General features: G+C 64.6%; 18 protein-coding genes, 1 tRNA gene and 1 pseudogene. 9 read left to right on the forward strand and 11 right to left on the reverse strand.

Annotated features, from left to right (window positions below):
- The first annotated feature begins 14 nt into the window (after nucleotides 1–14).
- From M1D51_RS19840 to M1D51_RS19850, 3 genes are all read left to right on the forward strand, one after another.
- Nucleotides 15–494, forward strand: coding sequence for a hypothetical protein (locus tag M1D51_RS19840; protein WP_458107737.1), 480 nt, complete (start codon nucleotides 15–17; stop codon nucleotides 492–494).
- Nucleotides 495–696: 202 nt separating this feature from the next.
- Nucleotides 697–767, forward strand: a tRNA-Cys gene (locus tag M1D51_RS19845).
- A gap of 149 nt (nucleotides 768–916) precedes the next feature.
- Nucleotides 917–1,138: a hypothetical protein gene (locus M1D51_RS19850; protein ID WP_017198995.1), complete on the forward strand. Its 222-nt coding sequence runs from the start codon at nucleotides 917–919 to the stop codon at nucleotides 1,136–1,138.
- Between the two features lie 125 nt (nucleotides 1,139–1,263).
- Here M1D51_RS19850 and M1D51_RS19855 read toward each other — a convergent pair whose 3' ends face one another.
- From M1D51_RS19855 to M1D51_RS19875, 5 genes are all read right to left on the reverse strand, one after another.
- Nucleotides 1,264–1,512, reverse strand: coding sequence for a hypothetical protein (locus M1D51_RS19855; protein WP_458107738.1), 249 nt, complete (start codon nucleotides 1,510–1,512; stop codon nucleotides 1,264–1,266).
- A 199-nt stretch (nucleotides 1,513–1,711) separates the two neighbouring features.
- Nucleotides 1,712–3,304, reverse strand: coding sequence for a histidine ammonia-lyase (gene hutH, locus M1D51_RS19860; RefSeq protein WP_458107739.1), 1,593 nt, complete (start codon nucleotides 3,302–3,304; stop codon nucleotides 1,712–1,714).
- Nucleotides 3,305–3,308: 4 nt separating this feature from the next.
- Nucleotides 3,309–5,075, reverse strand: coding sequence for a urocanate hydratase (locus M1D51_RS19865; RefSeq protein WP_458107740.1), 1,767 nt, complete (start codon nucleotides 5,073–5,075; stop codon nucleotides 3,309–3,311).
- Between the two features lie 172 nt (nucleotides 5,076–5,247).
- Nucleotides 5,248–6,054 (reverse strand): IclR family transcriptional regulator, encoded by an 807-nt coding sequence (locus M1D51_RS19870; RefSeq protein ID WP_172324256.1) that lies wholly within the window; start codon nucleotides 6,052–6,054, stop codon nucleotides 5,248–5,250.
- 158 nt (nucleotides 6,055–6,212) lie between these two features.
- Nucleotides 6,213–8,372 (reverse strand): ALF repeat-containing protein, encoded by a 2,160-nt coding sequence (locus tag M1D51_RS19875; RefSeq protein ID WP_458107741.1) that lies wholly within the window; start codon nucleotides 8,370–8,372, stop codon nucleotides 6,213–6,215.
- Between the two features lie 268 nt (nucleotides 8,373–8,640).
- On the opposite strand from M1D51_RS19875, the gene M1D51_RS19880 reads away from it, so the two are divergent.
- A complete protein-coding gene (locus tag M1D51_RS19880; protein WP_458107742.1) occupies nucleotides 8,641–10,101 on the forward strand; it encodes an amino acid permease in 1,461 nt (486 codons plus the stop codon).
- A 38-nt stretch (nucleotides 10,102–10,139) separates the two neighbouring features.
- On the opposite strand, the gene M1D51_RS19885 is transcribed toward M1D51_RS19880, so the two are convergent.
- The 3 genes from M1D51_RS19885 to M1D51_RS19895 form a co-directional block, all read right to left on the reverse strand.
- Nucleotides 10,140–11,531, reverse strand: coding sequence for a DUF222 domain-containing protein (locus M1D51_RS19885; RefSeq protein ID WP_458107743.1), 1,392 nt, complete (start codon nucleotides 11,529–11,531; stop codon nucleotides 10,140–10,142).
- A gap of 296 nt (nucleotides 11,532–11,827) precedes the next feature.
- Complete coding sequence (locus tag M1D51_RS19890) at nucleotides 11,828–12,577, reverse strand: 3-hydroxybutyrate dehydrogenase (RefSeq protein WP_458107744.1); 750 nt, start codon at nucleotides 12,575–12,577, stop codon at nucleotides 11,828–11,830.
- Nucleotides 12,578–12,581: 4 nt separating this feature from the next.
- The gene (locus M1D51_RS19895) at nucleotides 12,582–13,967 is read right to left on the reverse strand and encodes an MFS transporter (protein WP_458107745.1); all 1,386 of its coding nucleotides are present in this window, start codon (nucleotides 13,965–13,967) and stop codon (nucleotides 12,582–12,584) included.
- Between the two features lie 137 nt (nucleotides 13,968–14,104).
- Between M1D51_RS19895 and M1D51_RS19900 the strand changes: the two genes are divergently transcribed.
- Nucleotides 14,105–15,001 carry a LysR family transcriptional regulator gene (locus tag M1D51_RS19900; protein ID WP_458107746.1) on the forward strand — a complete coding sequence of 299 codons (897 nt, stop codon included), beginning with the start codon at nucleotides 14,105–14,107 and terminating at the stop codon, nucleotides 14,999–15,001.
- Between the two features lie 14 nt (nucleotides 15,002–15,015).
- On the opposite strand, the pseudogene M1D51_RS19905 reads toward M1D51_RS19900, so the two are convergent.
- Nucleotides 15,016–15,384: pseudogene (locus tag M1D51_RS19905) on the reverse strand (ABC transporter ATP-binding protein); the annotation flags it as partial.
- Between the two features lie 217 nt (nucleotides 15,385–15,601).
- Between M1D51_RS19905 and M1D51_RS19910 the strand changes: the two are divergent.
- Genes M1D51_RS19910 through M1D51_RS19920 form a run of 3 tightly spaced genes read left to right on the forward strand, consistent with a single transcriptional unit; the run spans nucleotide 15,602 to nucleotide 19,115 of the window.
- The gene (locus M1D51_RS19910) at nucleotides 15,602–17,365 is read left to right on the forward strand and encodes an ABC transporter ATP-binding protein (RefSeq protein WP_458107747.1); all 1,764 of its coding nucleotides are present in this window, start codon (nucleotides 15,602–15,604) and stop codon (nucleotides 17,363–17,365) included.
- Entirely contained in the window at nucleotides 17,362–18,330 is a 969-nt protein-coding gene (locus M1D51_RS19915) for an ABC transporter transmembrane domain-containing protein (protein ID WP_458107748.1), read from the forward strand. Before M1D51_RS19910 ends, M1D51_RS19915 begins: the two co-directional genes overlap by 4 nt.
- A gap of 2 nt (nucleotides 18,331–18,332) precedes the next feature.
- A complete protein-coding gene (locus tag M1D51_RS19920) occupies nucleotides 18,333–19,115 on the forward strand; it encodes an ABC transporter ATP-binding protein (RefSeq protein WP_458107749.1) in 783 nt (260 codons plus the stop codon).
- Nucleotides 19,116–19,138: 23 nt separating this feature from the next.
- Here the strand turns inward: M1D51_RS19920 and M1D51_RS19925 are convergent, their stop codons facing one another.
- Nucleotides 19,139–20,011, reverse strand: coding sequence for a spermidine synthase (locus M1D51_RS19925; protein ID WP_458107750.1), 873 nt, complete (start codon nucleotides 20,009–20,011; stop codon nucleotides 19,139–19,141).
- A 117-nt stretch (nucleotides 20,012–20,128) separates the two neighbouring features.
- On the opposite strand from M1D51_RS19925, the gene M1D51_RS19930 reads away from it, so the two are divergent.
- Complete coding sequence (locus M1D51_RS19930) at nucleotides 20,129–20,293, forward strand: hypothetical protein (protein WP_172326383.1); 165 nt, start codon at nucleotides 20,129–20,131, stop codon at nucleotides 20,291–20,293.
- Between the two features lie 23 nt (nucleotides 20,294–20,316).
- On the opposite strand, the gene M1D51_RS19935 is transcribed toward M1D51_RS19930, so the two are convergent.
- Complete coding sequence (locus M1D51_RS19935; RefSeq protein ID WP_458109626.1) at nucleotides 20,317–21,171, reverse strand: sucrase ferredoxin; 855 nt, start codon at nucleotides 21,169–21,171, stop codon at nucleotides 20,317–20,319.
- Between the last annotated feature and the right edge of the window lie 43 nt (nucleotides 21,172–21,214).

Here is a 21,214-nt window from a genome sequence, read left to right on the forward strand (position 1 = left end):
AGGAAAGGACAGCGATGCGCACACCCCTTGTGCAGGAGAAGTGGGCCTGGGTGGCAGGGCTGGCAGCGGTCGCCCTGGGATTGGCCGCGCATGCCCTGGCCGGCGGCAGCATCCCCGCCATTCCCGTCCTCTTGGCCTTCGCCGCACTCTCCTGCCTGGCAGCCCAGCTCATCGCCCGCTGGGTCCATGGACCTTTGGTGCTCCTGTTTCTGTCCGGCCTGGCCCAGCAAGTGCTGCACCTGGGGTTCGACGCTTTCGGAGGGTACTTTCCCGGCAGCGGATTCTTTGACCACCTGCACGGAGAACAGGCGGTGGCGGACGTACCGGCCGGCACCGCGACCAGTGGCGGCGACGTCCACCTCCTTCTCTATACCCACATGGCGGCGTCCATCCTGACACTCCTGATCGTCGTCGGAGTGACCAAGCTGGCGGGGCGGCGCTCCGCACGGGGTGAATCCACGGATCCCGCGCTTGTCCGTGACACCCGCCCTTGAGCGCCATGCGTCAGCGAACAAGCCCGGGGTTGGCCGGTCGATGGAGTCACTGCAGGCAACCGGTCACTGGAGGCAACCCGGCGCAATCTTCACGTCCCCGGACGTCTCCAATTCTTAGCCGGGCGACACCATTCGTAGCCCTGGGAAAGCTCGGGACATGAACTTTGCCGGGCCCGCTTGGGTGCACCTAGTGTCGTTGGCACGTGGTGTACCCAAGAGGCCAGGGAGCTGCCTGCAAAGCAGCGCACGCGGGTTCGAATCCCGCCACCACGTCTTTGGAGTCCCGCCGCCGGTTCGCCCCACACCCGGGCCGCATGTGAGACCCACGTCACCGAAGTGCTGGTCATCTTACAAATTTTCGGGCGCGACCACTATGATTGATGGGTCGCCCTCGCATGCGGCACGTAATAGGAGGCACCCCCATGACCCCTGCAATGATTGCAGAACGCGAAATTCGCCTGTCCTTTTCCAAGGCAGACGAAATCCACGACGGACTCGACCGCGCCGTGGATGCCCTGATCGAAAACGCAGCAGCAGATGCTAACTGCGGCATTCTGGTGACCCGGCACGAGCCCGGCACCTACACCGTGGCTCTGGACGAATCCGTTCCCTTCGGTCAGACCCGCGAAGTACTCGCTGCCTGATACCCCAACGTATTCCGGGCCAGCGACGCCAAAAACCGGGGCTCGTTCCCTTTCCGCATCTACTACCCGCGGAAAGGGAACGAGCCCCGGTTTCTGTTTAACAAGTACCTCGACGGTAACTGCAGCTATGCCCGGCGGAGAGTGACGCCGTCGGACTTCATGAACAGTTCCTTGCCCTCTTCGGTAACGCCCGGGCCCGAGTGCTCAAGCCACACCACGTTTCCGCTGCTGGAGATTTCCTCGACCCGGCCAGTGGCAATCACGTGGGCGTATTTGACCACTTCCACCGCCTCGCCAACTGTCAGCGTCTTCCAGTCGGAAACCGTAGCCGTGTGAGCGCTTCGCCTGGACAGGACTGCTCCGCGTGCCTTCATTGAACTTCTACCCCTTTGTGGATGTTCTCTGTTGTGTATTGAGTTGTGTGAACGGTTGACCGTCAAGCCCACAACACCGTTGTTGTGGACGTGACGTACACCATAAGTTCTACTACATTTGCCACGCCCCGGTCATTGCGTTGCGAACAAAGACCGGGACGTGGCAAATATGCCCATCAGATGAGCGTTTTATTCGACGTCAGGCCAAAACCCCGACGGCGGATTCGGCGGCCGCGCGGACCGCACCGGAGCCAACCAGACGGTCAGCCGCTTCCAGTTCCGGCGAAAGGAACCGGTCGGTGCCCGGTCCCTGGACCACTTCGCGAAGCACCTCAAGCACTGCCGTGCCGGCGGGCCCCGGGGTGAGTTCGCCGTCGGACATCTGCGTGCGCATGTCGATGGCGCGGGCGCTGGTGACAAGCTCGACGGCGAGCACGCGGCGGAGGTTCTCCACGGCCTTGCGCAGCTTCCGGGCAGCGTGCCAGCCCATGGACACGTGGTCTTCCTGCATGGCGGAGCTCGGGATGGAGTCCACCGACGCCGGAACAGCGAGGCGCTTGTTGTCAGAGACCAAGCCGGCCTGCGTGTATTGCGCGATCATGAGGCCGGAATCGACGCCCGGATCACCGGCAAGGAAGGCCGGCAGTCCGTGCGAGCGTGCGGGATCGAGCATACGGTCGGTGCGGCGCTCGGCGATGGAGCTGAGGTCCGCCACTGCGATGGCCAGGAAGTCCAGGACGTAGGCCACGGGGGCGCCGTGGAAGTTGCCGTTGGACGTGACGCGGCCGTCCGGGAGGACCACCGGGTTGTCGATCGCTGCGGCGAGTTCGCGGGAAGCAACCAGTGCGGCGTGGTCCACGGTGTCGCGGACAGCGCCGGCAACCTGCGGGGCGCAACGCAGCGAGTAGGCGTCCTGGACCTTGGTGTCGTTGATCCGGTGGGACGCGACGATCGGCGAGTTGGACAGCACACGCAGCATGTTGTCCGCGCTGGCAGCCTGGCCCGGGTGCGGCCTGAGTGCGGCATGGAGCTCCGGCAGGAACACCTGGTCCGTGCCGAGCAGCGCCTCGACGCTGAGCGCGGCAGTGACGTCCGCCGTCGCAAGCAACAAACGGATGTCCGCGATGGCCATCAGGAGCATGCCGAGCATGCCTTCGGTGCCGTTGACGAGGGCCAGGCCCTCCTTCTCGGCGAGGGTAACCGGCTCGATCCCGTGCTGCGCGAGCAGCTCAGCAACAGGGGGCTTGCCTGCGGTTCCGTACAGTTCGCCGTCGGGTCCTGTTGCTTCGCCTTCGCCCATGAGGACCAGCGCGCAGTGGGACAGCGGCGCGAGGTCGCCGGAGCAACCCAGCGAGCCGAACTCGCGGACCAGAGGGGTGATGCCGGCGTTGAGGACATCCACCATGGTCTGCAGGACCACCGGACGGACGCCCGTGCGGCCGGAAGCCAGGGTCTTGGCGCGGAGGAACATGATGCCGCGGACCACTTCGCGTTCAACTGCCGGGCCCATGCCGGCGGCGTGGCTGCGGATCAGCGACTTCTGCAGCTGGGTGCGGAGGTCGTTGGGGATGTGGCGGTTGGCCAGCGCGCCGAAGCCCGTGGAGATGCCGTAGGCCGGGACGTCGCTGGTGGCGAGGTCGTCAATGTGGGCACGGACCTTGGCCACGTTGTCCAGGGCGTCCTGGGAGATGGTCACCTTGGCGTTGTGGCGGGCGACGGCGACGACGTCTTCCGGGGTGACGCCGCTGGAGCCGAGGGTGACGGTGAGCTGTTCGTTCGAGGTAATGGTCATGTTCTTACTTGCTCTCTGCGGATTCGTTCATGGGGATGCGGACGCCGCGTTCGTTGGCGACCTCGACGGCGCGGTCGTAGCCGGCGTCGACGTGGCGGATGACGCCCATGCCGGGGTCGTTGGTCAGGAGCCGTTCGAGCTTCTCTGCGGCGAGGTCGGTTCCGTCAGCAACGGAGACCTGTCCGGCGTGCAGGGAACGGCCAATACCGACACCGCCGCCGTGGTGGATCGAAACCCAGGTAGCGCCCGAAGAGGTGTTGATCAGGGCGTTGAGCAACGGCCAGTCCGCAATCGCATCCGAACCATCGGCCATGGACTCGGTCTCACGGTACGGAGACGCCACGGAACCCGAATCCAGGTGGTCACGGCCAATCACGATCGGAGCCTTGACCTTGCCCTCCTTCACCAACTGGTTGAACAGCAGGCCGGCCTTGGCGCGTTCGCCATACCCGAGCCAGCAAATACGTGCCGGCAGGCCCTCGAACTCCACCCGGTCCGCAGCAGCGTCGAGCCACTTATGCAGGTGCTTGTTCTCCGGGAACAACTCCTTGATTGCCTTGTCCGTCACGGCGATGTCCTCCGGGTCCCCGGACAGGGCAACCCAGCGGAACGGGCCAAGGCCCTCGCAGAACAACGGACGGATGTAGGCCGGGACGAAGCCGGGGAACTCAAAAGCGCGCTCGTACCCGCCCTTACGTGCCTCATCACGGATGGAGTTGCCGTAATCAAACACCTCAGCACCGGCGTCCTGGAACTCCACCATCGCCTGGACGTGCCGGGCCATGGAAGCCTGAGCCTTTTTGGTGAACCCATCCGGATCCGCCTCGGCCTCGGTGTGCCACTCGGCCACCGTGATGCCCTCAGGCAGGTAAGACAACGGATCATGCGCGCTTGTCTGGTCCGTGACCACATCAAACGTCACTTCCCCGGCCTTGTGGCGGGCCAGCAATTCCGGGAACACCTCAGCGGCGTTACCCACGTAGCCCACGGACCAGCCACGACGCTCGTCCTTGGCCTTCTGGACCTTCGCGATGGCCGCATCCAGGTCCGTCTCCACCTCGTCCAGGTAGCGCTTGCCGGCGCGGCGACGCAGACGGGTCTCATCCACGTCCACAATCAAGCAGGCGCCATCGTTCAACGTCACCGCCAACGGCTGCGCACCGCCCATGCCACCGCAACCACCGGTCAAGGTCAGGGTCCCGGCCAGCGGGCCCTCCGAGGAACCCGCAGCGGCAGCGCCTTCCAAAGACGGCGCCGGGTGACGGGCGGGGTTCTGCCTGGCGGCAATCAGCTTATTCCCGACGGCGGCGAAGGTTTCGTACGTGCCCTGCAAGATGCCCTGGGTACCGATGTAAATCCAGGACCCGGCCGTCATCTGCCCGTACATCATCAAACCCTCAGCCTCGAGCCGGCGGAACTCAGGCCACGTCGCCCAGTCCCCCACCAGGTTCGAGTTCGCCAAAAGCACCCGCGGCGCCCACTCATGGGTGCGGAACACACCCACCGGCTTGCCCGACTGCACCAGGAGGGTTTCGTCCTTCTCCATGGTCTCCAGGGTCCGGGTGATCGCATCGAACGCGGCCCAGGAACGGACAGCACGGCCCGTGCCGCCGTAAACCACCAGGTCATCCGGACGCTCAGCGACCTCCGGATCAAGGTTGTTCATCAACATGCGCAACGGCGCCTCGGTCTGCCACGACTTGGCAGTGAGCTCAGTACCCCGGGCGGCCTTGACCGGACGGGCACCAGTGGTGAAATCGGCGGGTGCCATGGTGACTCCTTCGTCTGTGGGAAGTAGGTGGTGGAAAGATCTCCTGCTTCTACTAAAGCCCCTTTATCCCGGGGCCGGAACGGCTTTTGGGATGGTGCTGTCCGGGATTACAGACGCGCCCAAGCCTTGCCTGGAGGAAGTCTCCCGCATGCAGGGAGGACCTAATGGAAACTTACTGCCCAGGCCGCCCATGGATCCGGACTGAGAGTTCGTCGGCGGCTTTCCGGATCCGCGCAGCCAGCACCGGCCATTGCTCAGCAGGCACTTTGTCCTCCAGGAACGTGACGGCAACTGCCGCCGTCGGCCATCCCACATGGTCTGTCACAGCGGCGGCGATGGAGCCGAATCCTGGCGTGACTTCGCCGTTTTCCGTGGCGTAGCCACGCTGCCTCACCTGATCCAGATGGGAGGACAACGCCGAATATTTCATGATGGGAAACTCCACCTCGTGCCTGGAAGTGAAGGCAGCCGCGTTGGGGTACAGGGCGCGGACCTGCGACTTCGGGAGGGCGGCCAGGATCGCCCGCCCGGAGGCCGTGAGGTGGCTGGGCAGGCGGACTCCGACGTCGGTCACCAGGCTGGGGCGGTTCTTGGCGCGCTCCTCCACGATGTAGAGGACGTCGCGGCCGTGGAGAACGGCCAGGTGGGCGCTCTCGCCGATCACGTCCACCAGCGATGCGAGCATGGGCCGGCCCAGCCGGGACAAGGGCTCCTGGCGGGAGTACGCGGAGCTGAGTTCAAACGCGCTGATCCCGAGCCCGTACCGCTGCTCCTCGTGAAGGTGCAGGACAAAGCCGTTGGCCTCCATCACGCCCAGCAGGTGATAGACGCTGGAACGCGGCAAACCCAAGGCCGTAGCAATATTCGACGCCGCCATGGGACCCCGGCGCGAGGCCAACAGTTTCAGGATTCGCAGCGTATTCTCGGCCGCAGGGACTTTGGAGGTGGCCTTGCCTGGTGCTACTGGCGACGTTGTCATGGTTCCTCACTGCTCGGGTCCTGGATGAGCGGACGCGATGGCTGTCCGGTATCCCGTACCCAAGCGTGCACCCTCTGGAGTCGCGCAGCCAACCTGCCACCCCGGGTAGGTGTCTGGGATACCAGAACGACCCCCAGCTGCCTGCGGCTTGGGTGAAGCTACGGCTTGGGTGAGTCCTTGGGCGTGGACGCGGCGGTGGACGCCGCGGCGGGCGCCGGCACTGGGGCTTTCCGACGCAGCAGGAACGTAATTGCCCCGGCTGCGGCCAGAACCAGCGCCACGATCAGGCCGATGGTCCAAGGTCCCATCCCAGGCGAGGAAGCTGCCAAGGGGGCCGCCGCCTCTTGCGACAACGACTCCGCCGTGGCCGATTCGCTGGGCCACGTAGCTGCCGGCGGGACACTGGCATCCGTTGCCTCCGGGCGCTCGGCGGCAACAGGCTCGCCGTCCGGCGCCTCACCCGTGACGGCCAGCGCGACGGCGGGAACCGGCGCCTGCGGCCACGGCACCACGGTGGGAGCTGCTGCGAACATTTCGGACGAGTCACCCCTCGGCACGTTCAGCGGGAGCTTACCGCGAGCCTGCTCGGCCGCCGCTGCGGCCTTGGCTGCCTCTGCTTGGCGCGCAGCTTCAGCCGCCCTCGCAGCTTCAGCGGCCCTCGCAGCTTCCGCCTGGCGGGCTGCTTCAGCGGCCCTCGCAGCGTCGGCTGCTATACCGGCGTCGAGCGCTGCCTTGTCCGCCAGTTCCGTGAGTTCGGCGATCATGGCATCAACCGACGCCACATGTGCTGCGGTGGCTTCGTCGCGCTTGAGGGCAGCAAACTGCCCGCTGGCGGCGAATGCCCGAAGATCCGCGCGACTGCCTTCGAGGGCCACTGTGGCGGCCGCCCGAAGTTCCGGCCCGGCCTTGTCCAGGGATGCGTAGGCAAGGATGCGGTTGTCCAGATCCTGCGCCGTAGCGAACCCGTACTCCAGGAAGTAGCGGACTTCTGCGTGGTTGGTGGAGCCCAGGGCGAGGTCTGCCGCCTTGTTAACGTGGCTGCCACCGAGGCTCAACAGCTGGTACACGCGCTGGCGGTCCGTGCCGAACGCAGATACTCCGCTTGAATCCTTCTCAATGGCCTCGTCGTGGCCCTTGGCTATAAAACTCTTGATCGCCGGGTCGCCCGCCAACAAGGCCTTTTCGGCAGCCTTTTTCACCTCAGGTGTGCCCACCAGCGCGAGATCCAGCGTGGCTTGGCGGGCTTCCTTGATCAGGGCTTCGGGATCGGCATCAGGCGCCGAAAGGGCAGCCAGAAGTCCCGGCAATTCCTTGGCTGCAGCGGCAAACGCTTCCCTGGCCGGCTTCTCCGAAACCAGTGTCGCGTTATCCAGGGCTCCGCGCGGAACAGCATGGGCGCTCAGGAGGTCGCGATCGGCAACCAAGCGGGCCGAGTCTGCTGTGCGGGCAGCGGCGGCAGTGTTGCGTCCTTGCTCGACGGCGGTCTTCGCACGGTCTGCGACTCCTGCGTCTCCCGCCGGGTTGGCCTTCACGTCAGCTTTGACCTGCTGGAGAAGGGCAGTAGTGGCAGCCGACTCAGTGTGGTGGTCGCCTGCGACGAACTGGCCGTAGCGGAGGTAATCAGCAACCTTCGCGGCATCGGCGGCGGGCTCTGTGGTGGCGAGAGCGGTCTTGGCTCCGGCTGAAACCGCGGGGTTGGGCGAGGCGATCAGTGCGTACGCTGCCTGTCGGTCCGACACCTGGGCCTTGACCATCCAGCCGCTCAGGACGAACTCTTCGACTGCTTGCTGGCCTTCATCAAGGCTCTTCTGAGCCTCGCGCTGGACCAGGCCATTGTTGTACTCGGTGAAGTAGTAGGCAACTGTTTTGAGGTCCACCCTCCACGTGCTCTCCCAGCCGGAGGCGAGGAACGCATCGATCAGCGCGGGGTTGTTGGAGGCCAGAATCTCCTTCGCTTTCGAGCGCACATGCTCACTCCCCCGCTGCGTCAGCTCGGTGACCAGCTGCTTGCGGTCCGCTGCCAGCGGAGCGTCTTGTCCGCCGTCGACGAATGCCTGGACCGCGGCTGCCCCGCCAATCAGCGCTGCCGCGGCGGCGGCGCGGGTCGCTGGGCCACCCGTCCTCCACAGCTCCATGACGCCAGCGTTGTCAGAAGCCCGCTGCACATACGCCAAGGGAGCCTGGGAAGCGCTCGGGACCTCAAAATCCGGGGTGTCGTAAGCCTGCGCGGGGGCAGCAAAGAGCAAGGATGAGCCAGCCGCAATGGCAACAGCGGCAGCGGTCAAACGGCGTCGGGTCCGGCGAAATACAGAAATCAAAAGTCCCCCATAAGGATGCGATGGCAGCGCTGAATTCAAGGGGGGCGACGCTGAAAGCGAGGGATGCCTGACCGGTTTGATGAGCTGTCCGCGGTCATCATATCCGACCCCGGACTATGACTTTGACCACCATCCCGCAAGGCAGTGCCCGCTCGTAAAACGCACTGTCTGCGATCAAAGACACCAAACGCCCGTGAGTCCGATCACAAGGGGCTCAAAAGTGATCTGCTGGATAGCGATCCCCTCCCAAAGACGAGAAGGTTTTACTATGCAACAAACCAAGCTGGCTGCGGAGAACTCTGTCCTCCAAGCCGCGGGTACGGCGCTCAGCCGAGGCCTGAACGTCCGCCACATCCGCTTCATGGCCCTCGGATCCGCAATCGGTACCGGCCTCTTCTACGGCTCTGCCTCTGCCATCCAAAAAGCCGGCCCGGCTGTCCTGCTGGCCTACATCATCGGCGGCGCAGCCGTGTTCATGGTGATGCGCGCCCTCGGTGAAATGGCCGTCCGACACCCCGTGTCCGGCTCCTTCGGCCAGTACGCGTCCAAGTATCTGGGGCCTTTCGCCGGCTTTGTGACCGGGTGGACCTACGTGTTCGAGATGGCGATTGTGGCTATTGCCGACGTCACGGCCTTCAGCATCTATATGGGCTTCTGGTTCCCCCAAGTGGACAGATGGATCTGGGTGCTCGCGATCATCCTGTTCCTTGGCGCCATGAACCTGCTCAGTGTGAAGGTCTTCGGAGAGCTGGAGTTCTGGTTCTCCCTGATCAAGGTTGTGGCGATCATCGCCATGATTGTGGGCGGTGCGGCGATTGTCGTGTTCGGTTTCCAAACCGGCGACGGCGGTGGAGTGGCACCGGGGCTGGGGAACCTGGTGAACCATGGCGGTTTGTTCCCGAACGGTTTCGAAGGGCTCCTGGCCGCGTTCGCCGTCGTGATGTTTGCTTTTGGTGGGATCGAAACGATCGGTATCACGGCCGGCGAGGCCACCAACCCCAAGAAGGTCATCCCGCAGGCAGTCAACACTGTTCCCGTCCGTGTGCTGCTCTTCTACGTGCTGACCCTCGGCGTGCTGATGAGCATCTTCCCCTGGAACGAGATCGGAAGCAGCGGGAGCCCGTTCGTGCAGATCTTCGACGGCCTGGGCATCCCTGCCGCGCCCCACATCCTCAACGCCGTGGTGATTACAGCTGCTCTCTCGGCGATCAACAGCGACATCTTCGGGGCCGGACGCATCCTGTTCGGCCTGGCCCAGCAGGGCCATGCGCCCAAGAGCTTCAGCAAGATCTCCCGGCACGGAGTTCCGTGGATGACCGTGCTGATGATGGGCGGCATCCTGCTGGTGGGTGTCATCTTGAACGCCGTCATTCCGGAGGACGTGTTCGTGCTCATCGCCTCGATCGCTACCTTTGCCACAGTGTGGGTCTGGGTGATGATCCTGGCGTCGCACGTTGCCATGAAGCGGGAGATCAAGCGCAAGGGCCTGCCGGCGTCGGAATTCGGGTCGCCGTTGTGGCCCGTTGCCTCGATCCTGACCATGGCGTTCATGGCCATGGTGATCGTGATCCTCGGCGTCTTCGAGGACACGCGGATAGCGCTCTATGTGGGCGGCACCTGGCTGGTTCTTTTGTTCGTGGCCTACAAACTGTGGGTCCGCGGGGGTGGCCTTCGCCGGGCAGAGCTGGTGGACGAGACGGCCGCCATCCCCGTGGTGAAGGCAAGCTAATTTGTTGAAGGCCTCTTGTTGTTGAAGGCGCTCCAGCCTCAGCTTCTGAGGCGTGTGGACTTGTGCCCCGGCAACGGTGGTGCTTTGGATTGGTAGCTATGCCCGGTGGGAGTGCGGACCTGAAGTGTGTGCACCTCACCGGGCATGCTCGCGGCGTTCCAGCCCGGATTTTCCTTGGTGTGGTTGCAGGCTTCGCAAAGACCGGCTCCGTTTTGGAGGTTTGTGCCGCCTTCCGAATGCCATGGAATGATGTGGTCGATGTGCCGGATGGGCGCGTCGCAGTACGGGGTACGGCATGTGTTGTCCCGGATGTTGATGAAGCGCCGCAACCGTTGCGGGAAGAATCGAGCTCTGGAGTCCATCGTCAAGAGTTCGCCGCTGCCGGGAGCGGTGTAGAGGCGGCGGAGCAACACTGTGAATTCGCTGCGATGATGCTGGTCCTCGGACCCGGATGGTTCCTCAGCAAGAAGCGCCCTTGCCCATTCCGCGGGTACGATTCCGTAGCCTTCGAGTCGGGCGGGTTCGGCATCCCCTTGGAAGAGCGCGCGATCGGTCATGACGAGGTTGAGGTTGATACCTGAGACACCACCCGGTGTACCGGTAATGCGTTCAGTCAGGGTGTCTGCCATGACCTGGCCGCGGGTTCGCCCGTCTCCGCTGGAGCGAAGGGAGTCAGCCGTCCGAGTCAGCGAGGCATAGACAGCCACGCCTTGGGCGACCGGGAGCAGGGCGGTGAGGTATGTCATGGTGTCCGGCGCAGGACGGAGGCTGACCGTCCGTTCCGTGGCTGCATGGCTGGCTCGTTGCGCCACCGAGCGCGGGTCACGGCGATACGCGGCGGCCTTGGCGGCAGCGATGATGGTTTTGTCCCCGGCTCCTTCAAAGGTCCCGGCGTCAGGGGCGAGTTCCTCGTCCACAGCAGCCCGGTCTTCAACGGACAGGCAGGCTGTTTCCCTCACTAGCAGCGTTGCCCGCCATTCGTTCAACTGGCCCGACTCCAGGGCTGCCATGGTCCGGGGCATCTCCGTGACCAGCGCCTTGGCAAGCCCTAAAAGCCTGGACCCTTTGTTTGGTGATTCCCGCCGTGCCAACGCCACCTGCGCAGCAACGCCCATGCCGCGTTCTGCCGCGGGAACCCCGGACTGGGCCTGCTCGGCCCGCTGCGTAAGATCAAACGCCACCGCAACCCGGGCCTGCCGGGCCGAAATTGCAGACGTCAGTTCCTCAAGTTCGCGCATCTCATCAATAAGCCCCGAGCTATCGGCGTTGATCGGAAGTGTCCTCAGATCAAAGATGAGCCCCTGAATGCCCGGTCCTCGAACGGCCGCGCCAGATACCGCCGAGGCGGTAGCCGAGGGAGTCAGGACAAGGGAAGAAGCATTCGGTGGCGAAGCCACTGGCGCTTGCTGCGATCCCCCGTTTCCGTCCATGAAGCCACTCTTCCAGCGACTCGGGCCGAACATCAGACCCCATGTTGTCTATGTGGACAACCTTCAAAACGCCCGGGAAGGGGTGCGAAACGACACCAGCCCGCGCTCCCAGCCCGTCCGGCGGCCGCTTTCCTGTGGCTCGTGGCAGCGGATCCAACACTCCAAACGCCCGCTTCGCAGCAGCCGTTTGAAGCGCAGCCGTGTAACGAATGCGTCGAGATACAGGACCGCGTAAGAACTAAAGACCCCAACAACAGCGAAGGTGACTTGCCGTCCACACCGCCGAAACTACAGGGCTACCGGGCCGACCACCCACCGTCCATCGTGTAGCTCGCGCCGGTGACCATACCGGCGTCGTCGGAGGCCATCCACGCGGCCAGCGACGCAACTTCCTCCGGTTCCACCAGCCGTTTCACCGCGGACTCCGTCAGCATCACTTTGGCCAGGACTTCTGCCTCGGCGATGCCGTGGAGCCGGGCCTGATCCGCGATCTGGCGTTCCACCAAGGGCGTCCGAACATAGCCCGGGTTGATGCAGTTGGACGTGACGCCGTGCTCGCCACCCTCCAAGGCGGTGACCTTGCTCAGGCCCTCGAGTCCATGCTTGGCAGAAACATACGCGCTTTTGTACGCCGATGCGCGGAGCCCGTGGACGGACGAGATGTTGATGATCCTGCCAAAACCGTTGGCGTACATGTGCGGGAGCGCGGCCCTGATGAGGAGGAACGGGGCCTCCAGCATCAGGGCCAGGATCCGCCGGAACTCCGCGGGTTCGAACTCCTCGATCGGGGCAACTTTTTGGATTCCGGCGTTGTTGACCAGGATGTCGCAGTCCAGGCTGAGTGCGGCCAATGAGTCCACGTCCAGCAGGTCCACGGTCCAGGCCGTGCCGCCCAACTCATCGGCGAGCGCCGCAGCTCCGGAGGCATCGACGTCGGCCACTACTACTTTCGCCCCGCGGGCGGCGAGCGCCCGGGCGCAGGCGGCCCCGATTCCGCCGGCCCCGCCGGTCACCAGTGCTTTGCGTCCGTTCAAGGAGTTGTCCATCGGATCAGCCCTTCGGGGTAGTGGTTGTCAGGCCGTGCCGGATTGCGTCGGCCTGGTCCACCTCTTGGAGCGCGATGCCCTTGGTCTCCTTCAGCGAGACAACTGCGACGACGGTGATGGCGCAAGCAACCACGAGGTAGATGGCTGTTGGAACCCAGGAGCCGGTGTCCTTGAGCCACTGGGTTGCCAGCAGCGGTGCCAGCGAGCCGGCGAAGATGGACGTGACCTGGGAGCCGAGCGATACACCCGAGTAGCGCATGCGGGTTGGGAAGAGCTCGGACATGATGGCCGGTTGGCCCGCGTACATGAAGGCGTGCAGGCAGAGGCCGATGGTGACGGCGAGGACGATGATCACGGCGTTCTTGGTGTCAAACATGGGGAAGGCGAAGAACGGCCAGGTTGCACCGGCAATCGCACCGACCAAGTAGACCGGCTTGCGACCCCATGAGTCCACGAGCCGCCCGACCTGCGGGATGACCAGGAAATGGATGACGTGGGCGATCAGGAGCGCCAGGAGGAGCGATGAGGTGTCGTACTTGTGGACACTCTTGAGGTAGACGATCGCGAAGCTCACCACGAGGTAGTACATGATGTTCTCCGCGAAGCGGAGGCCCATGGCCTGGAGGATGCCCTTGGGGTACTTCCGGATGACTTCGCCCACGCCGTAGCTGATGGCCTTGGACTCTTCCACCTGCGCCTTGGCTTCGAGGAAGATGGGGGCTTCGGTGACGTGGGTTCGGATGTAGTAGCCCACGAACACGATCACTGCCGACAACCAGAACGCCACACGCCAGCCCCAGCCCAGGAAGGCCTCGCTGCTGAGGACTGAAGACATGGTGAACAGGACGGCGGTGGCAAGGAGGTTACCTACCGGCACTGCCGCCTGCGGCCATGATGACCAGAAGCCCCGGGACTTGTTGGGGCTGTGCTCAGCTACCAGCAGGACAGCACCGCCCCATTCGCCGCCAAGTGCGAATCCTTGGATGAAGCGCAGCGCCACCAACATGGCCGGTGCCCAGTAGCCGATGTCCACGAAGCCCGGGAGGCAGCCCATCAGGAACGTGGAAACGCCTACGATCACGATGGTCAGCTGGAGGGTGGGCTTGCGGCCCAGTTTGTCGCCGATCTGGCCGAACACGATGCCACCGAGCGGACGGGCTACGAAGCCCACGGCGTAAGTGATAAATGCCTGGATGATGCCGTCCAGCTCGTTGCCGGTGCTCGGGAAGAAGTACTTGCCGAAAACCAGCGTGGCAGCCGTGGCGTACAGGAAGAACTCATACCATTCCACCACCGTGCCCACCATCGAGGCCGCGACGATCTTCTTGAGTCCGGAGCCTTCGCCGGCGCCTTTCCCTGCTTTTGATGCGGAGCGCTGCTCTACGCTCATATCCATCTCCTCAGTGTCCTCTTTGACCCTTTTGACCGTGATGTGATCCACAACACGAAATGCTCCACTGAGTATTGCTGCAGATTCTTCCGCGCTCAATGACCAAAGTGGCACCCTATGTGTGCAGAATTGCAGATATGAATCCGAACCCCGACGACCTCCTCATCTTCCTGGCCGTTTCACGCTCAGGAAAATTCACGACGGCGGCCCAGGCCTTGGGACTGAACCACACCACCGTTTCGCGCAGGATAGCGGCGCTGGAGAAGGCGCTGGGCGGCAGGGTCCTCGCGCGTGCGGCCGGTGGTTGGGAAGTGACCGAGTTGGGTGCGGAAGCCGTATTGGTCGCTGAGCGGATTGAAGCTGCGGTGAGCGCGCTGGGACCGAGCGACCGTGCACCCGACCCCATCACCGGCGTCGTACGCATGACCGCAACGGATGGCTTCAGCGCCTACATTGCGGCGCCGGCGGTGGCGCGCCTGCGAAGGGAACACCCGGGGCTGAGCGTGGAGATCGTAACGGTGACACGCAGGGCGTTGCAGCAACGTTCCGGCCTGGATATCGAAGTGGTGGTGGGGACGCCGCAGGTCCACCGGGCAGAGGCCATCAGGCTGGGTGAGTATCGGCTGGGGATGTATGCCTCGCGTGCCTACCTGGCTGACAAGGGCACACCGGAGAGCATCGAGGAACTGACGCAGCACCAGCTGGTCTATTTTGTTGACTCGATGCTTCAGGTGGACGACCTGGACGCACCCCGCAGGCTGGTCCCCACGATGCGGGACGGCCTGAGTTCGACCAACGTGTTTGTGCATGTGGAAGCTACCCGGGCCGGAGCAGGCGTGGGATTCCTGCCGTGCTTCATGGCTGACCGGCACGCGGATTTGGTGCGACTGCTCCCGTCCGACTTCGCCGAGCTCCTCCCCTACTGGATGGTCCTCCGCCCGGACTCCATGCGCCGCCCCGCGGTAGCCGCCGTCGTGCAGGCCTTGCGGGAGGAGACGGAGCAGCGGCGGAAGGAGCTGCTGGGCGCGGAGTAACGCGGGTGCCGAGGTCAGGACCCGAGTGGGATCACCAGTGGCGTGTGGCTCACCGGATCATCGATCACCATGCACGGCAGGCCGAACACGTGCTCCACCAGCTCGGCTGTGACGACGTCGGCGGGCCGCCCCTCGGCAACCACGGCACCGTCCTTCATGGCGATCAGGTGCGTGGCGTAACGGCAGGCGTGGTTGAGGTCGTGCAGCACGGCCACCAGGGTGTTTCCCTCCCGATTCAAGCGCCGGAACAGCTCCAGCAGCTCGATCTGGTGCGCGATGTCCAGGAACGTGGTGGGTTCGTCCAGCAGGAGCAGCGGGGTTTGCTGGGCCAGGACCATGGCCACCCACACGCGCTGCCGTTGCCCGCCGGATATAGTGTGGACATGGTCCGTCCACGTTGCCGGCGTCGCGCACTCGAAATACTGCGTGGAGACGCCCTTGACCTGAGACACCATCCCGCCTTCGGCCGGGGCGTCCTGCCGCGCTTCCCCGAGCACTCCCGGCAACACTTCCAGTTGGGCCGCTGCGTGTCCGGATTGCGATATAGCTTGGCGGGTCATCTGGCCTTCTCGAAGTTAGGTGAGCCTTACTATGGTAAGCATGCCTTCCCGTTCCGCCACTCCGCCCTGCCCGCCCGGGCGTAACAAGCAAGCACCCTGGAAAGCCTCCCGGCTCTTCAGCTTCACATTGTTCGCCAACGGCCGCTGGAAGCTGTTGGTGGCGGGCTGCGCCGGGCTCTCCCTGCACCAAGTCAGCGAGGCTTTGGTTCCGGCAACCATCGACGCTGCGGTGGACAACGCCATTGAACCGAACGACGCCGGCGCCCTCCTGGGATGGTTGGGCGCCTTGGCAGCGGTGTTCGTAGTGCTGGCACTCTCCTGGCGCCTCGGCACCCTGGCCACCGAGCGATCCTACAATTACGGCTCGCACGATCTCCGCCAACTGGTGGTGGAACGGACACTCCATCCCCGCGGAATGGCCACCCGACGGGCCCCGGGTGAAATTGTTGCAATTGCTTCCTCGGACGCCGACAGGGTTGCCGGGCTTTCCTGGCTGATCAGCGGCGCCCTTGCTGCAGCGGCAGGTGTGATTACCTCAGCCGTCACTCTCCTGCTCATCTCCGTGCCGTTGGGCCTTGCCGTTCTCTTGGCAACACCCATCATGCTGTTGGTGATGCACCGGTTGACCAAACCACTGGAAAACCGCAGCGACGTGGAACAGTCCACGGCAGCACGAGCCGGCGCCCTGGCCACCGATTTCATCACCGGTTCCCGGCCGCTGAAAGGCTTGGGCGCAGAGCACGCTGCCATGGGCCGCTATCGTGAAGCGAGCCGGACATCGCTCGCATCCGCCCTCAAAGCCATCCGCGCAAAGTCAGCCTACACAGGAGCAAGCACGGCCTTGTCCGCAGCGTTCCTGGCAGGTATCGCCTTCTTCGCAGCCTGGTTCGCCCTCCAGGGAAGCATTACGGTGGGGCAATTGGTGGCTGTTGTTGGCGTAGCCCAGTTTGTTCAAGGGCCCATGACCTGGCTGGGCTTCCTCAGTGTTGAACTCGCACGCAAACGGGCCTCGGCAGCACGGATCGCGGTATTGCTCGAGGAACCGGACGCCGTGCCCGCGCCTGGTTCCAGCTCGACGACGTCCGCCGGGTTCGCGGCACAGCCAGTCTCCGCGGGGCAGCCAATCCCGCTCCTGGAACTGCTCGACGGTCCGGACAGCAAGGGGTTCCCGCCGTTCACGGCGTCCGCGGGGGAAATCGTGGGCGTGGTGCTTCCGGACGGCTCCCAAGCCAGGCGGCTGGTGGATACCCTCGGCTTCCGCATACCGGCTCCCCGCGGCGTGGTGTCCATTGAGGGCCGCGATGCCGCCGACCTGGACCCGGTGCACGTTCGCGCCAGAGTCTTTGCCGACAGTCACGAGGGCGTACTTTTCCGCGGCAGCGTCCGCGAGAACGTGGCAGCAGCCGATGCCCGGCTGCAGGAACGGGCCATGGCGGCTGCCGCCGTCGGGGATTTTATTTCACAACTGCCGGAAGGCACCGAAACCGTCTTGACCGGGCACGGCCAGAGCCTTTCCGGTGGCCAGCGTCAGCGGCTGGTATTGGGGCGCTCACTGCACCAGCAGCAACCGGTACTGGTCCTGCACGACCCCACCACCGCCGTCGATACCGCCACCGAGGCCGTCATTGCCCGCGGTCTGGGCAATTTCCCGGATAAGGCCCTGGTGCTGGTCACTACCAGTCCTACGCTGCTGGCCGTGTGCCATCGCGTGGTGGTGGGCGGCGCCGATAGACCACCGGAAACAGGGACGCACCGGGAGTTGCTCGCGACGTCGGCCGGCTACCGCGAGGTGGTGGGCTCATGAGCTCGGAGATCCTGCCTATTGCCACCCCCCGCGAGACCCGGAGGGCCATGTGGCGCCTGTTGGCGCGGCGTCCCGGCAGGCTCGCTGTGACCATTTTCGTGTTGCTGGCAGCGTCCTGCTGTGGCTTGGCGGCCCCGGCAATTTTGGGCGTGATGGTCAATATCGCGGCATCCGGCGGGGACGTCATGTCCCTGCTGTGGCTGGCCATCGGGCTGTTGGTGGCCGGCGGCCTGGAGGCGCTGTTGGGCGTCCTGGGCCAAAACCTGCTGGCCCGGATCTGCGAGGAAGCCTTGGCCGGGCTACGTGAGGAAGTGTTCGCGGCCGCCGTCCGGAAGCCGCTCGCACAGTTGGAAAAGGCGGGCATCGGCGATGTCGTGGCCCGGGTATCCGGCGATGTCGAGGCCGTCAGTGAAGCGATCTCGGGCGTGCTGCCCGCGTTCACCAGCGCTGCTTTTACCATCGGCGTGACCTTGTTGGGTCTGGGCGTCATCGACTGGCGTTTTGCCGTGGCCGTGTTGATTGCCGCGCCACTGCAAATTTTCACCTTGCGGTGGTTCCTCAAACGGACCGCCCCCATTTATCGGACAGTCCGCATCACCGAGGCCAACCGGACCGAGCAAATCATCGAGACCGTCCACGGTTCCCCATCTGTCCTGGCCTTGGGTCTGAGATCCCGTCACGCGGACCTGGTGGCGGCTGCCTCGAAGGAGAACATCGGTCATTCGCTGCGCGGGGTGGGTTTCCTGACGCGGTTCTACAACCGCCTCAACCTTGCCGAACTGATCGGTCTGTCCGCTGTTCTGGTGGTGGGGTTTTGGCTTCACGCCGAGGGGCTGTCACTATTGGCGCAGCCACCGCGGCAGCCCTCTACTTCTACCGGCTGTTCGACCCCATCGGCCTGGTCCTTGGGCAGTTCGATGAGCTCCAGAAAGCCGCCGCCGGATTGGGCCGCATGTTCGGGTTGACCATGACCGCAGGCCCATCTCCCGCAACGGCAACGTCAGCTGCTACAGATGCCGGCATCGTCCTGGACAACGTCACCTTTGCCTACCCGGGCCAGCGACCGGCCCTCAACGGGGTCTCGCTCACCGTCCGTCCGGGCGAGCGGATCGCGATCGTGGGCACTTCGGGTGCCGGAAAAACCACCCTGGCCAAGGTCATCATGGGCTTGGAACACCCCCATAGCGGGACGGCCTGGGTGGGCGGACTCGATTCCGCCGCCGCAGCCCCCGCGGACCTGCACTCGCGGATCGCGATGGTCAGCCAGGAGGTGCACGTCTTCTCCGGCACGCTCGCCGAGGACCTCAGGCTCGCCAAACCGGACGCTTCCGCGGCAGAAGTTAGCCGCGCACTGGAAGCCGTTGGAGCTGCTTGGACTGACATGCTCGACGACGGACTGGAGACGCCCGTAGGCGCCGGCGGGCACCAGCTCACCCCCGAGCAGGCACAGCAACTGGCTCTTGCCCGGCTGATGCTTAAGGATCCGCCTATCGCAGTCCTCGATGAAGCCACGGCCGAGGCGGGAACAGGCTCGGCCACCATGCTGGATGAGGCCGCCGAAGCCGCGCTGGCAGGCCGGACGTCCGTGGTGATCGCACACCGATTATCACAGGCAGCCTCCGCAGACACCGTGGTGGTGATGGAGCACGGGCAGATCATCGAATCGGGCCCGCATGAGCAACTGCTGGCCACCGGCGGCAGGTATGCCACGTTGTGGGAGGCCTGGAACAGCTCACTCAGCCGGAATTGATCCGGAGTTTGTAGTGCAAAAACTCACTCCCGGGGGTCGTGCCGCACCGGGGTTCCCTTCGCGAACGCGCGCACTTTCGCGTCATCCCAGATGTGCGCCGGGACGCCCCCGCCCAGGAGTTTGCGGGCCAAGGTGGGGTCATCACCGAAAGGTGCGTGGCTGCCGGCCATGATCATGTTGCCGTAGCGGCGTCCTTTGAGCATGGCGGGGTCCGCGATGATCATGGTGTGCTCGAACGTGTCAGCGATCGTGGCGGCATCGGCGCGGGCGTTCTTGAGGTCGGGGGCGTCCCCGGAGTTGACCACGTACAGGCCGTCCGGAGCCAGGACCGCGTCAGCGTGCGCCGTGAATTCGCGCGTGGTCAAGGCCCCTGGGGTGAAGGCTCCGGCGAAGACATCGCGGATGATGAGGTCGCGGGTATCGGGAGTGAGGGATTCAGTGACCTGCCGGGCTTCACCGACGCGGAGCCTCAACAGCGGCGCCTTGGGCAGGTCGAACCAACCGCGGACGTAGTCGGCAAGCTTGCCGTCCAGCTCCACCACTACCTGCCTGGCTTCGGGGTAGGCCGCATGGAAGTAGCGGGCCATGGAGCATGCTCCCCCGCCAAGATGCAGGGCACGCAGCTTCGGTTTCTGTTCGCGGGGCCAGCGCGATTCAACCAGTGCGGCAATCCACCGCATATATTCGAAATCCAGGAACAGCGGGTCCGCGAGGTCGATGTGCGAGCTCATGACGCCGTTGATCTTCAGCAACCAGCCGTTGGAGTTGTCCTGGTCCGGGATGAGTTCGCAGTCGCCGGTATCGATGTAATAGATCCCCGCCACTGGACCATCAGGGCGGGCGCCGGACGGCACCTCGACGACTCCCGTCGTCGACCTTTTACCGCGTTTCGCCACTATTTCCGCCCCGTCCGAGTCATGCTCCAAGCCTAGTGGAGCGACACATTCCCCCTCACCGTCCACCGACACTAAGGATACTTATGATTTAGGGCCATTGGGTCCTATGATCTCTACATGGATCTTGGAGAAACTGTGTGGGCGGAGGTGCTGACGGTGGCAGTGGCGTGGCTGACCGTCGTCTGCCTCATGCTTGCCCGGGTGCCCAAACCTCCGGGCCTCCTGGACCCTCCGCTGGATATGGATCCCCCCGACGATCCCGAATCACCCAAAACGCCTTAAGCGAAGTCCTCGGCTTGTGGGCGTCACGTTCGCCGGATCGACGTGGGTTCGTAGACTATCACCGAGCCCGGCGTCACTGCCCGGCACGTCAACTGGCGCTCCGGGCCCCTGCTCGCCCGCAATTCCACCTCGATCTTTGCCGGGTGGGGCGGCCGACCGCTGATCCGGATGCGCCAATAATCGCCCTCACGCAGGGCCTCAGTGACCACATAGTCATGCCGGCCGGCAGGGCCGAACTGCGCCAGGACGGCCGCAACAGCGGCTTGCTGCGGGGGCAGGAGATCCGTATACCCGCGCAGGTACCGTGCATGGATCCGCCCGGATAAATGCTCCTCAATGGTGGCGATGGAGGATCCGGCGTCGAGCCCCCCGTAGTACACGCCGTCCGGGGCAATGACGGCATTGGCAGCGAACCTGTCACCCCCAACATGCGAACATTCCCACACCAGCTCCGGCCAACGCTCCGTGAGCGCGCGCACCACCGGCCGTCCCCGCACGGCGCAGCAGGTGTCATGCTGCCCATGGGCACAGACCAGGATGGTCGGCGGGAATCCGGTCTCGCCGGGAGATGCCAAAGCCAAGGCAATCTCGGCCAGGTCCTCATCCCGGTCCCACGTTCCCCACAATTGGCGATAAGCCCCGGAGCTTTCGTGCCAAAGTACGGCCCACTTGGCCGGACCATGCCGCCGGCGGGCACCTAGCCGCCGGGGGCCGGGCCGCCGCACCAAGAGGACCCGCGCACGGGCAGTCCGCGCGGCGGAACTGACCAGGGCCTTTGTCCCGGGCTCCAGGTCAAGGCCATCGAATCCGTTGGGCGGCCACCCACCCGGGTACTCCACAAGGACCCACACCAAGGAAGGTGACGCCGTGCCTGCCATCGAGTCACCGCGTATCCTGGCGCTTTCCGCGCAGAAGAAACGC

It is taken from the genome of Arthrobacter sp. R3-55, assembly GCF_054161505.1.

Coding starts and splice junctions, on each gene's coding strand:
- M1D51_RS19850 (WP_017198995.1), top strand. CDS start 917: ATGACCCCTGCAATGATTGCAGAACGCGAAATTCGCCTGTCCTTTTCC.
- M1D51_RS19920 (WP_458107749.1), top strand. CDS start 18,333: ATGACCGCAGGCCCATCTCCCGCAACGGCAACGTCAGCTGCTACAGAT.
- M1D51_RS19840 (WP_458107737.1), top strand. CDS start 15: ATGCGCACACCCCTTGTGCAGGAGAAGTGGGCCTGGGTGGCAGGGCTG.
- M1D51_RS19890 (WP_458107744.1), bottom strand. CDS start 12,577: ATGGACAACTCCTTGAACGGACGCAAAGCACTGGTGACCGGCGGGGCC.
- M1D51_RS19855 (WP_458107738.1), bottom strand. CDS start 1,512: ATGAAGGCACGCGGAGCAGTCCTGTCCAGGCGAAGCGCTCACACGGCT.
- M1D51_RS19895 (WP_458107745.1), bottom strand. CDS start 13,967: ATGAGCGTAGAGCAGCGCTCCGCATCAAAAGCAGGGAAAGGCGCCGGC.
- M1D51_RS19880 (WP_458107742.1), top strand. CDS start 8,641: ATGCAACAAACCAAGCTGGCTGCGGAGAACTCTGTCCTCCAAGCCGCG.
- M1D51_RS19870 (WP_172324256.1), bottom strand. CDS start 6,054: ATGACAACGTCGCCAGTAGCACCAGGCAAGGCCACCTCCAAAGTCCCT.
- M1D51_RS19935 (WP_458109626.1), bottom strand. CDS start 21,171: ATGGCAGGCACGGCGTCACCTTCCTTGGTGTGGGTCCTTGTGGAGTAC.
- M1D51_RS19900 (WP_458107746.1), top strand. CDS start 14,105: ATGAATCCGAACCCCGACGACCTCCTCATCTTCCTGGCCGTTTCACGC.
- M1D51_RS19865 (WP_458107740.1), bottom strand. CDS start 5,075: ATGGCACCCGCCGATTTCACCACTGGTGCCCGTCCGGTCAAGGCCGCC.
- M1D51_RS19910 (WP_458107747.1), top strand. CDS start 15,602: ATGCCTTCCCGTTCCGCCACTCCGCCCTGCCCGCCCGGGCGTAACAAG.
- M1D51_RS19930 (WP_172326383.1), top strand. CDS start 20,129: ATGGATCTTGGAGAAACTGTGTGGGCGGAGGTGCTGACGGTGGCAGTG.
- hutH (WP_458107739.1), bottom strand. CDS start 3,304: ATGACCATTACCTCGAACGAACAGCTCACCGTCACCCTCGGCTCCAGC.
- M1D51_RS19915 (WP_458107748.1), top strand. CDS start 17,362: ATGAGCTCGGAGATCCTGCCTATTGCCACCCCCCGCGAGACCCGGAGG.
- M1D51_RS19885 (WP_458107743.1), bottom strand. CDS start 11,531: ATGGACGGAAACGGGGGATCGCAGCAAGCGCCAGTGGCTTCGCCACCG.